This window comes from Catenibacillus scindens, assembly GCF_014202115.1.
GTDB classification, from domain to species: domain Bacteria; phylum Bacillota; class Clostridia; order Lachnospirales; family Lachnospiraceae; genus Catenibacillus; species Catenibacillus scindens.
In genome coordinates this window covers 69,609-81,159 of the sequence record NZ_JACHFW010000002.1, presented here as the reverse complement: position 1 = coordinate 81,159, position 11,551 = coordinate 69,609, and the positions used below count along the sequence as shown (strand labels likewise).

The following is an 11,551-nucleotide window of genomic DNA, read 5'->3' as shown; positions in this document are numbered from 1 at the left end:
AGGGATAATCTTGCATGAATTGTCCATTACCCAAAGTATTCTTGACTACAGTCTCAGTGAAGCAAAAAAACACGGCGGTGTAAAGATACGGGAAATTCGCCTTCTCCTGGGCCCTTTTTCCGGCATTGTCCCGGAGTGCATCCAGATGTATATGGATCTTCTGGCCGAGGGGACCATTGCCCAGGGAGTTAAGATTAAGGCCACAACCCTCCCTTTAAAAGTTCGGTGCCGGGACTGCGGAAAGGAAAGCGAGATCACGCGCCGGCATATCGCCTGTCCTTTTTGCGAAAGTTTAAGACTTGAAATTTTATCATCAAATGATTTTATTATTGACAGTCTGGAGGTAGATACAGATGGAGATTAAAGTATTACATCAGGTCATGGAGTGGAATGAGGACGTCAGCCGCCAGGTCCGCCAGACCCTTAAAGAGCAAAAGATCTGCATGATTAATATTATGGGAAGCCCCGGTGCCGGCAAGACCAGCCTGATCACTGCTCTGATCGGGAAACTGGGCCGGGAATTTTGTGTCGGCGTCATCGAGGGGGATATTGCGGGACAAATCGACGCAGAAAAAATATTAAGCCTTGGCGTCCCGGCAGTTCAGTTAAATACTGACGGTGCCTGCCATATTGAGGCCATGAGTATTCAAAAAATACTGCCGCTCCTGCCGATAAACGATCTGGATGTGATCTTTGTGGAAAATATCGGAAACCTTGTCTGCCCGGCAGAATTTGATATCGGGGAATCTCTGCGGATAACCCTTTTAAGTATTCCAGAGGGGGACGATAAGGTTGAAAAATATCCTCTCATGTTTACCGATACCGGCTGTCTTGTTCTTAACAAATATGACATGCTCCCCTACTTTGATTTTGATGAGGAGCGGGTGGCCCGAAATTATGAGACAGTAAACCCCTCAGGGCCTTTATTTAAGGTAAGCTGTAAAGACGGGGACGGCCTTGACCTTCTCTGCAATTTTTTATCTAAAAAAATCCGGGAACAGATACGATGAAAAAAAGAATCTCTTTTACCATTGAGGGTGTGGTCCAGGGGGTAGGATTTCGCCCCTTTCTCCATCGCCTGGCCCGCAGGTTCTCTTTAGGGGGATGGGCTAAAAACACTTCAGGCGGTGTTTGCGGAGAACTAGAGGGTAAGGCAGATGACCTTTCGTTTTTTTTTGAGGCACTCCCTTCCTGCCTTCCGCCCCTGGCCCGGATTGAGAATATTGAAAAAAAAGAATTACAAAGCCTTGAGGGTTACAGTGATTTTAAAATCCTTGACAGTGACGTTGGGGACGGCTTCACTCTGATATCCCCGGATATGGCCACCTGCATGGATTGTGAACGAGAGCTTTTAAATCCCGCAGACCGGAGATACTTATATCCTTTTATTAACTGTACCAACTGCGGCCCCCGCTTTACCATTATCCGCCGTATGCCCTACGACCGGAAAAATACGTCCATGGCCCCTTTCCCCATGTGTCCGGTCTGTGCCAGAGAATACGGGGATATTGACAACCGCAGATACCATGCCCAGCCGGACTGCTGTCCGGATTGCGGTCCAGAGGTTTTCTTCCTGGATTCCCAGGGCAATCGCCTGCCCGGCAGCGCCTTAGATGATCCAATTTCCCATGCCCGGCGCTATTTAGCCCAGGGAAAGATTATTGCTGTTAAAGGTATCGGAGGCATCCACCTGGCCTGCAACGCCTTAGATCCCCAGGCTGTTGCCCGTCTTCGTCAAAAAAAAGGACGGCCTAGAAAGCCTCTGGCACTTATGGCTGCTTCTACGGAGGCTGTGCGGTCCATTTGCCGCCTGTCGCCAGAGGAAGAGCTGTTGCTCACAAGTGAGTCAAGGCCCATTGTGCTTCTGGAAAAAAGGGTGCCGGATATTTTGCCTAATATTTCATTTTGCGGAAGTATCGGCGTCATGCTCCCATACACGCCGGTCCACAGACTTTTATTTCACGGCTCTAATATGAAACTTCTTGTTATGACTAGCGCCAACCGTTCCGGCTGTCCTGTGCTGACAGATAACGATGAGAGCCTTCATACGTTGTCCGGCGTGGCTGACGGTTTTTTGCTCAACAACCGTGATATTGTCAACCGGTGTGATGATTCAGTGGTCATGTATGGACATAAAGGGCCGGTCTTTTTCAGAAGGAGCAGAGGTTACGCGCCAGCCCCTTTTTATTCCCCAAAGGATTTCACAGGGATCTGTGCTTTCGGAGCAGAACAAAAAGCCGCCTTCGCCTTCGGCCGTGGGCCTTATCTCTTTTTAAGCCCCCACATCGGTGATCTCAAAAATATGGAAACTATGGATCACTATGAGTCTATGGCAAAAACCTATAACGAACTGTTTAAAATACATCCGGAAATCATAGCCTGTGATCTGCACCCGGACTACGCATCCACCCACATTGCCGAGAAAGCGGCGAAGGAGGCCGGTCGCCCCCTGATCCGTGTTCAGCACCATCACGGCCATATGGCTGCCTGTATGGCAGATAACGGGCTGGATGAGGAAGTGTTTGCAATCATCTGGGACGGCACCGGTCTTGGCAGCGACAGGGAGATTTGGGGAGGGGAATTTTTGACAGGAGATTTTAAAAATTGTAAACGTGTGGGCAGTATCCGCCCCATCGCTCTTCCCGGTGGCGATAAAGCGACAGAGGAGATCGGGCGCATCGGCTTGTCTCTGTTGTGGGACGCCGGACTTGATACAGATTTCGCGCCCCTGTTTGTCAAAAAAAGGCAAGCTGTTACAGCCCTCCTGGATCACCATTTATCATGTCCTGCGGCCAGCAGCATGGGACGGCTTTTTGACGGGGTTGCCGCCCTTTTATGCTCCTTAAACGGCATTACTTTTGACGGTGAAGGGCCTATGTCCGTGGAAGCGCTTGCGTCCGGCTGTATGCCGGATCTTTCCAAAGACTGTCCGCCCTATCCTGCCCTGTTTTACAGCGACGCCGGGGTGCGCCGTTTTGACATCCGGCCTCTGGTCAGGGCTATTGTGTCAGATATAAAACATAAGGTGAAGTCAGACGCCATCGCCAAAAAATTTATGGAAACATTATGCTATATGGCTCTTTTTCAGACCCAGGCTTTAAATCCCCGCCATCTTCCTGTTGTCTTGTCCGGAGGAGTTTTTTTGAATCGTTTTTTACTTTCAGGAGTGACAGAGCTGCTGGCCCGCCATTCCTTTAAAGTCTATACCCATCATAAAGTATCCCCGACAGATGAGGGACTTGCTTTGGGTCAGGCTTTTATCGCCCTATATACATCATCAACTACGCGAAAAGAGGTTTGAAAATATTATGTGTCTTGCCATGCCCATGAAAATCAAAGAGATTGAAGGAAATTCCGCAGTTGGGGAGGCCGGCGGGCTGACCAGGGAAATACGGGTTGATTTTATCAAAGATCTTTCTCCGGGAGATTATGTTATGGTCCACGCCGGTTTTGCCATTGAGAAAATGAGCGAGAAGGAAGCTCTTGACAATATTAACTTCATGGAGGAACTGGAACATGCTCTATGAAAGTTACTTTAAAAAGCCTAAAGACATTGCCGGGGTAATCGCCAAGGTCAGGGACCTGGCAAAGATGACTGGGCCGGTGCGCCTTATGGAAATCTGCGGCACCCACACTATGGCTATTTCCAGATCAGGGATTCGGGGGCTTTTTCTTCCGGAGATTCAACTGATCTCCGGCCCCGGTTGCCCGGTATGTGTGACGCCTTCCGGGGTGATGGACGAAATATTTAAGCTCAGTGACCATAAAAATATTGTGATCACAAGCTATGGGGATCTGCTGAGAGTTCCAGGAAGCCGCCGGGGGGACAGCCTTCTTCGCCGAAAAGCCCTTGGGGCGCATGTGGTGGATGTCTATTCTCCTATGGACGCCCTGGCTCTGGCCCGGAAAAATCCGGGCAAAGAAGTGGTATTTCTGGGCGTCGGTTTTGAGACAACGGCTCCCGGAACCGCATCGTGTCTGTTGGAGGCGGTCAGACAGGGGGTGGAGAATTTCTCTATTCTGTGCCTTTTAAAACCTACGGAGCCCGCCCTGCGCACCTTGGTTGAGAGTCCGGATTTTAATGTCAGCGGTTTTTTGTGTCCCGGACATGTGGCGGCGGTCACAGGGAGCGACGCCTTTGCCTTTCTTCCGGAAGATTATGGTCTTCCCGCCGTTGTCTCCGGATTTGAGGGTGCAGATCTTCTCTGCTCCATTTTACTTCTTATGGAGATGCTGGCGGATAAAACTCCGGGGCTCGTCAACGAATATGTACGCCTGGTGCGTCCAAAAGGCAATCCGGCGGCCCAGGAAATGATCCGCCGGGTTTTTGAGCCTGTGACTTGTGAGTGGCGCGGACTGGGGATGGTTCCCGGCGGCGGATTTAAAATAAAGGATGAATTTTCAGACTTTGATGCGGCCCGGCGCTTTCATCTCACCTGGCATGAGGGCAAAGAACCTGCCGGATGCCGGTGTGCCCAGGTAATCCGTGGGAGTCTGGCGCCGGGACAATGTCCACTTTTTAAAACAGTATGTACCCCACAAGATCCGGTAGGCCCCTGCATGGTATCTTCAGAAGGTTCCTGTGCCGCGGCTTTCCGCTATGAATTGTAACAATCAGAAGGAGGATCGCAGATCATGGATGATATTATTACTTTAGATTACGGCAGCGGCGGTATCAAAACCTCCGACTTTATTGATAATCTGCTGGTGCCGGCTTTTGATAATACTCCTCTAAACAAGCTTGCCGACGGCGCGGTGCTAGACGGCGCAGAGCGCCTTGTATTTTCCACAGACAGCTTTGTCGTCTCACCCTGGAAATTTCCCGGCGGAAATATCGGACGTCTCTGTGTCTGCGGGACGGTCAACGATATTGCCATGGCCGGCGGCATTCCAAAATACCTGAGCCTCTCATTTATCCTCGAAGAAGGATTTAAAATGTGGGATTTAAAAGAGATCATCGCCTCCATCGCTGACGAAGCAAAAAAGGCCCAAGTTATGATCGTCACAGGTGATACGAAGGTCGTGGAACATGGAAAAGGGGACGGCATATATATTAATACCAGCGGTATTGGTATTTTAAAAAATCCAAGACTTGGAAAAGAATATATTCGCCCAGGGGATGGGGTGATCGTCAGCGGCAGCGTGGGCTGTCATGGTGCCAGTGTCATGATGGCCAGAAGCGGCCTTTTAGATGGGGACGGGCCTTTGCGCTCCGACTGCCGGATACTCACCGACCTGGCCGTGGCCGCCCAGGACGCCGGAAATGTGCGGATTTTAAGAGATCCCACCCGTGGAGGCATTGCCACGGTACTGAACGAGTTTGTGGAAGATTCCCCCCTGACGGTGGAACTAAATGAGACGGCCATCCCTGTAGATGCGACCGTGGCCTCTGCCTGTGATCTTCTCGGCCTTGATCCCCTCTACTGCGCCTGCGAAGGCCGAATGTTAGCTGTTGTGGCCCCGGAGGACGTGCCTTCGGTTCTTGACGCCCTTCACCGTCTTTCCGGCGGGGAAAAGGCTGCCTGTATCGGCACCATTACCCAGAAGCGCCCCGGTCAGGTAATATTAAACACCAGCCTTGGAGGGAGGCGTCTCCTTGGAAAACTATCCGGACACCAGCTTCCAAGAATCTGTTAAACCGGGATTTTTTGTAAATCTATATGCCCCGCGGCGTAAGCAGCGCTGTGGGAAAAAAGCGCGTCCTGGCGAAATTTGTGCCGCCGGGACGCGCTTTTATTTTTAGTTTCTACTGTTTTTTAATTTCTACTGTTTTCTTTTAAAAAACGATCTCTTTGCCTTCAGCGTCAGATTTGTAGATAGCGTCGAGGATTTCTGTAACTACAAACGCCTGCTCAGGCAGCACTAACGGATCTTTGCTTGGGTCGATAATGCAGTCGATCCACTGTTTTGCTTCCAGAGCGCCGGGTTCGGAGGCGCCGCCTTCAAAATAGGCGACCTGGCCGGAGCCGGAAATATGTTCTTCCATGAGAAGGTTGTTTTTGCCTCTGTTATAGATCAGTTCGTTGTCTTTAAAGCTCATGCCGGAGCGGATCTCAGCGCCGGCTTTTGTTCCGCAAAGTGTGGTGGATGCTTCCCTGGATTCAAGAATATTCAGAGCCCAGGATGCTTCAAGGACAATAGTTGCCCCGTTTTTCATTTTGATGAATCCGAAAGCGGAGTCTTCTACTTCATAAGTCTCTGGGTCCCATGGTCCAAAAAGGTTGCCTTCTGTAGCCTGGGGAAGGTGTCCTAATTTATAATATACGGAACCTGTGACACGGTCAGGTTCATAATTGTTCATGCACCACAATGTAATATCCAGGGCATGGGTTCCGATGTCGATAAGGGGGCCGCCGCCCTGAAGGGCTTTGTTAGGGAATACACCCCAGGTTGGAACAGCTCTGCGGCGCACAGCGTGAGCTTTGGCGTAGTAGATATCTCCCAATTCCCCTTCTTCACAGGATTTGTGGAGTGCCTGAACCTCAGGTCTGAAACGGTTCTGATAACCGATAGTAAATTTCTTTCCCGATGCTTTCCATGCGTCGATCATTTCTTTCGCGGCTTGAGGATTGTGAGCCATTGGTTTTTCACAGATGACATGCTTGCCTGCTTTAAAAGCGTCCACAGTGATCGGGCAATGGGCAACGTTGGGTGTAAGGACATTGACAGCATCAATTTCAGGATCTGCCAGTAATTCTTTATAATCTGTGTATACCTTTGCATCGGGTGTGCCGTATTCTTTTGCTGCTTTCACAGCTCTCTCTTCAATAAGATCGCAGAAAGCAACCAGGTCTACACGGTCTTTCTGAGTACGAAGAGATGGTAAATGTTTTTGGTTTGCGATACCACCGCAGCCGATGATACCAATCTGAACTTTGCCATTTTTCATAGTTTTCTTGCATCTCCTTATGCGTTTTTGACTTATTTTACTAAATCACCAAACACATATTAGCATTTTTTTGGTGGTTTTGCAAATCTTTTAGGTTATTTTCAGAAAAAGAAACAAAAGTCTTTAATGACTGTACAGCGCCGTCTCCCCCAGCTCTTCCTCAATTTTTAACAGCCGGTTATATTTGGCGGTGCGCTCAGCCCGGCATAGGGCTCCGATCTTTATTTTTTCTGTATTTAATGCTACTGCCAGGTCAGAGATAGTCGTATCCTCACTATCCCCCAAGCGGTGGGAAAAGATCACTTCATATCCGGCATTTCTGGCAAAATCCGCCGCCGCCATGGCTTGGGTCAGCGTACCGGCCTGGTTCGGTTTAATTAAAACTCCTGTGCCGGCCCTCTTTTGAACGCCCATCTGGATTCTGGACGGACTGGACACAAAAAAGTCATCGCCGATAATAGATACTTTCTGCCCAAGTTCCACAGTCAGTCCACACCATCCTTCCCAGTCATCCTGATCCATCCCATCCTCAATGGCCCGTATGGGGAATTTATCGCACAGATAATGATAATACTGGATCAATTCACCGGTAGTCATAGACATATTTTCCTTCTGGGACAGACAATATTTCCCATTGATCCAAAATTCAGTGGCGGCAGCGTCCAGAGCCAGGACCACGTCCTTTCCCGGCTGATATCCGGCTTTGACAATGGCTTGAATAATCAGGGCCAGCGCCTTTTCGTTGGAGGAAATATCCGGGGCATAGCCCCCTTCCGCTCCCACGGCTGTAGAATAGCCTTCCATATCCAAGATCCGGCCAAGATGATGAAAAACCTCTGCGCCCACGCGGACGCCTTCCCGGAAACAGTCTGTACCCGCAGGCATGATCATAAACTCCTGAAAACTCAAGCCGTTGTTGGCATGTTTTCCCCCGCTGATCATAGTGATCATCGGAACAGGGAGCCGCCGGGCAAAGCAGCCGCCCACATACCGGTACAGCGGCATGGAGAGGCAGGCTGCCGCAGTTTTCGCGCAGGCCAAAGACACACCAAGAATACTGTTGGCGCCCAGATTTCCTTTATTATCTGTGCCATCCAGAAGAGACATAGCCTGGTCGATACCTACCTGATCGAAGATACACATGCCGCAAAGCTGTGGGGCGATGGTTTGATTCACATGCTCTACCGCTTTTTTGACACCCTGGCCCAGATAGCGCTTTTCTTCCATATCCCGAAGATCCAGGGCCTCGTAAATTCCTGTGGAGGATCCGGCCGGAACAATGGCTCCAGCAGCCATGCCGCACTGTGCGCAAACTTCCACGGCCACTGTGGGATATCCCCTGGAGTCCAGCACTTCTCTGGCATATATGGATTTAATAAATGGCATAAAAAACCTCCCTTGACATTTTTTATAGTATAAACGTCCAGGGAGATTCTTATACATTTTCAGCCGGTTGTTTCAAAAGCCTGATGTTTATGGTGGCCGTATTATCTTAAAAATCCTTCAACTATCTTTTCCTCAGCCTCAGCCTCTGACAGACCTAAAGTCATCAGCTTTGTAATTTGCTCGCCGGCAATTTTTCCGATGGCAGCCTCGTGGATTAACGCCGCCTCTGTGCTGTTGGCAGTCAGCTCAGGTATAGCCTCAATTTTGGCGTGATCCATAATAATGGCATCGCACTCAGAGTGGCCGCTGCAGACCGTGTTTCCGATAATCTTAGAGACAAACTTCTGGTAGGAATTTTCCTTGGCAACAGCCCTTGAGATTAAGTTTGCTCCCGAATCTTCCCCGTCCAGGGTCACGTCAAAATAGCTTTCCGCCGTCTGTTTTCCGTGGGTCATGAGCCGCTCTGTAATGACAATCTTAGCGCCTTCGGCCAGCTTGGCATGAGTCTTGCGAATGGTGGAATCGACGCCTTTGATCTGAACAGTCTCCATCTCCATGTAGCTGTTTTTAGCCATTTCCACATTAGTTTCAGGATTCATGATCCTCTCGCCGTTGCCATCTCCCATGCCATAATGTTTCTCCACATATTTTACACGGGAGTTTTCACCGATATAAAAGCTGTGGATGCCATCGTGGCGGCTGTCGGCGCTGCCGCCGTTGTGAATGCCGCACCCGGCTATAATGGTTACATCGCAGTCCTCGCCAATGTGGAAATTATTGTAGACAACCTCGCTCAGTCCGGACTGGCTGATAATCACCGGGATGTGGAGACTTTTTTTCTTTGTTCCCGGCTTTACATAAATATTTAAACCACTGCCATCCTCCATAGGGACAATCTCAATCTCCTCGGTAGACTGGCGGCCGATACTCTTGCCGTTTTCGCGGATATTGTAAGCACCCTCAGGAATATCATGAAGGCCCGCAACTTCCTTTAATAACTGTAATCTGATCTCATCCATGATTGATTCCTCCCATCTGTCAACACTGTTCGTAATATCTGCATCCGCAGCCTTCCGGCCGGTCGATCTGCCCGAAAATCTTTGGCAGCATCTCTTCTCTGGGGCCTCTGTCCCTGAGCTGTCCGTCAGCGATCATGACGATCTCATCGGCAATATTGAGGATACGCTCCTGATGGGAAATGATCATAATATTGCCATGGTTTTGCTCATGGAGCTTTTCAAAAACCTGGATCAGATTCTGGAAGCTCCACAGGTCGATCCCAGCCTCAGGCTCGTCAAAAATAGTCATGGCGGTATTCCGCGCCATAACTGTGGCGATCTCGATACGTTTTAATTCACCGCCGGAGAGGCTTGCGTTGACTTCCCTGCGGATATAGTCTTTGGCGCACAGGCCTACCGCTGACAGGTACTCACAGGCTTTGTCCACATTGATAGGCTTGCCTGTCGCCAACTGGATCAGATCAAATACAGTAATTCCTTTAAAACGGACCGGCTGTTGAAAAGCATAGCTGATCCCACGTTTTGCCCGCTCTGTCACGTTTAACTGGGTAATATCCTCCCCGTTCCAAAAGATCTGTCCCTGGGAAGGTGTCTCAATCCCAGCGATGATCTTGGCCAGGGTGGATTTTCCGCCGCCGTTTGGACCAGTGACTACAACAAATTTATTATCTTCAAGTGTCAGATTAATATTTTTAAGTATTCCTTTTGTTTTACTGTTTTCGTCAACATCAAAAGAAATATTGCGTAATTCAAGCATTTTTCTGCTCCTTCCTCTTTTTTAAAAGCATTTCTGCCCGATATGTATTATAAGGCAATTATATAAAAATTACAAGAACAGGAAAAAAGATCAAAGCCTATTGAGAAAAAACTTGCGAAAATATGTGTTTTCATGCATAATAATTCCCGTGTTGTCTTTTTTACAAAAACATGAGGTGAAACTTTAATGACAGATAAAAAAATGATCTTTTTTGATATTGACGGTACCCTTCTGCCCCAGGGATGGCAAGATGTCCCGGAAAGTACAAAGGAAGCTTTAGCGTTGGCCAGTGAAAAAGGACATCTCCTTTTTATCAATACCGGTCGGACAAGTTTTAATATTGATCCCTTTATACACGCGCTGCCATTTGACGGCTACGTCTGCGGCTGCGGTACCTATATTTTCTATAAAGGCCAGTGTCTTTTATCCCACACCATCGACCATGCGCTGTGCATCCAACTGATCGAAAAGCTGCGCCAATGCCGTATTCCGGCCTTTTATGAGGAAAATAATCATATTTATTTTGACACAGATGCCTCAGCCCCATCCCCGGAAATCATGGCCACTGTGCGCAAAGTTTTTGGTGCGAAAGCATATGATCTTCCGGAAAATATTTACGATCCCACATTTACATACGACAAGATCCTTGCCTATATTCAGCCGGACAGCGATGTGGAAAGTTTCCGCAAGTTCAGCGATCCATACCTGGAATATATTGACCGGGGAAATCATGTGGCTGAAATTATCCAGCGGGGATATTCTAAAGCCACAGGTATCGGATTTTTGTGTGACCGCCTGAACATCCCCCTCGAAAACTGTTACGCTCTGGGAGACAGCACCAACGACCTGGCTATGCTGGAATATGTCCCCCACAGTATTGCCATGGGAAACAGCGACAAAATCATCCTGGAAACCTGCAGCTATATTACCGATGACGTTGGCCGGGATGGAGTGTACAAGGCATTGGCCCATTTTCAGCTTATTTAAAAAAACTGGCCGGCGCCAAAGCGGCCCGGCCAGTGTCCTGTGGCAACAGTTCGTCCTGCTCATTCCTGACGGACGAACTGTTGCTTAATTATAATTTATTATATTCTTCATCTGAAACCGCTTCAAGCCACTCGTTGGACGCGCCCTCTGCCGGCACTTCAATGGCCAGATGCTGGAACCATCTGTCCTTCGCGGCGCCGTGCCAGTGTTTTACTTCCGGCGGAATATTTACAACATCGCCTGCATGAAGTTCACGGGCTTCCTTGCCCCATTCCTGGTAATAGCCCCGGCCTCCGGTAACTAAAAGAATCTGCCCGCCTTTGTGATGAATGTGCCAGTTATTGCGGCATCCAGGCTCAAAGGTCACGTTGCCTACGCTTACTCTCTCTGTAGTGAGCATTTTCAGATAACTCTGTCCGATAAAATACTGGGCGAAAGCTGTGTTGGGATCACCGATCTCAAATACGTTTCCGCCGCCTAAGTCCTGTTTCATTTTTTTCTGTATCCATGTGT

Annotated in this window: 12 protein-coding genes; 7 read left to right on the top strand and 5 right to left on the bottom strand. The window is 49.1% G+C overall.

All coding sequences use genetic code 11. The features are described from left to right. Positions 1-10: 10 nt before the first annotated feature. From HNP82_RS03200 to hypE, 6 genes are read left to right on the top strand one after another with little or no spacing between them, the layout of a single operon-like run. Positions 11-364 (top strand): hydrogenase maturation nickel metallochaperone HypA/HybF, encoded by a 354-nt coding sequence (locus tag HNP82_RS03200; protein WP_183771433.1) that lies wholly within the window; start codon positions 11-13, stop codon positions 362-364. Next, on the top strand, positions 354-1,010 hold the full coding sequence (gene hypB, locus HNP82_RS03195) for a hydrogenase nickel incorporation protein HypB (RefSeq protein ID WP_183771431.1): 657 nt from the start codon (positions 354-356) through the stop codon (positions 1,008-1,010). Before HNP82_RS03200 ends, hypB begins: the two co-directional genes overlap by 11 nt. Next, the gene (hypF, locus tag HNP82_RS03190) at positions 1,007-3,301 is read left to right on the top strand and encodes a carbamoyltransferase HypF (RefSeq protein ID WP_183771429.1); all 2,295 of its coding nucleotides are present in this window, start codon (positions 1,007-1,009) and stop codon (positions 3,299-3,301) included. The genes hypB and hypF overlap by 4 nt, the downstream gene beginning before the upstream one ends. 7 nt (positions 3,302-3,308) lie before the next feature. Then, on the top strand, positions 3,309-3,527 hold the full coding sequence (locus tag HNP82_RS03185; protein ID WP_183771427.1) for a HypC/HybG/HupF family hydrogenase formation chaperone: 219 nt from the start codon (positions 3,309-3,311) through the stop codon (positions 3,525-3,527). Then, positions 3,517-4,611: a hydrogenase formation protein HypD gene (gene hypD, locus HNP82_RS03180; RefSeq protein WP_183771425.1), complete on the top strand. Its 1,095-nt coding sequence runs from the start codon at positions 3,517-3,519 to the stop codon at positions 4,609-4,611. The genes HNP82_RS03185 and hypD overlap by 11 nt, the downstream gene beginning before the upstream one ends. 24 nt (positions 4,612-4,635) lie before the next feature. Next, complete coding sequence (gene hypE, locus HNP82_RS03175) at positions 4,636-5,637, top strand: hydrogenase expression/formation protein HypE (RefSeq protein WP_183771423.1); 1,002 nt, start codon at positions 4,636-4,638, stop codon at positions 5,635-5,637. Between the two features lie 139 nt (positions 5,638-5,776). Here the strand turns inward: hypE and HNP82_RS03170 are convergent, their stop codons facing one another. From HNP82_RS03170 to HNP82_RS03155, 4 genes are all read right to left on the bottom strand, one after another. Beyond that, positions 5,777-6,889, bottom strand: coding sequence for a Gfo/Idh/MocA family protein (locus tag HNP82_RS03170; RefSeq protein WP_183771421.1), 1,113 nt, complete (start codon positions 6,887-6,889; stop codon positions 5,777-5,779). Between the two features lie 123 nt (positions 6,890-7,012). Further along, on the bottom strand, positions 7,013-8,275 hold the full coding sequence (eno, locus tag HNP82_RS03165; RefSeq protein WP_183771419.1) for a phosphopyruvate hydratase: 1,263 nt from the start codon (positions 8,273-8,275) through the stop codon (positions 7,013-7,015). Positions 8,276-8,376: 101 nt separating this feature from the next. Then, positions 8,377-9,294, bottom strand: a complete 918-nt coding sequence (locus HNP82_RS03160) for a SufB/SufD family protein (RefSeq protein ID WP_183771417.1) — start codon at positions 9,292-9,294, stop codon at positions 8,377-8,379. A gap of 19 nt (positions 9,295-9,313) precedes the next feature. Next, a complete protein-coding gene (locus HNP82_RS03155) occupies positions 9,314-10,051 on the bottom strand; it encodes an ABC transporter ATP-binding protein (protein WP_183771415.1) in 738 nt (245 codons plus the stop codon). A 186-nt stretch (positions 10,052-10,237) separates the two neighbouring features. Between HNP82_RS03155 and HNP82_RS03150 the strand changes: the two genes are divergently transcribed. Further along, positions 10,238-11,038 carry an HAD family hydrolase gene (locus HNP82_RS03150; protein WP_183771405.1) on the top strand — a complete coding sequence of 267 codons (801 nt, stop codon included), beginning with the start codon at positions 10,238-10,240 and terminating at the stop codon, positions 11,036-11,038. An 88-nt stretch (positions 11,039-11,126) separates the two neighbouring features. Here HNP82_RS03150 and HNP82_RS03145 read toward each other — a convergent pair whose 3' ends face one another. Then, positions 11,127-11,531 carry a cupin domain-containing protein gene (locus HNP82_RS03145; protein WP_183771403.1) on the bottom strand — a complete coding sequence of 135 codons (405 nt, stop codon included), beginning with the start codon at positions 11,529-11,531 and terminating at the stop codon, positions 11,127-11,129. Between the last annotated feature and the right edge of the window lie 20 nt (positions 11,532-11,551).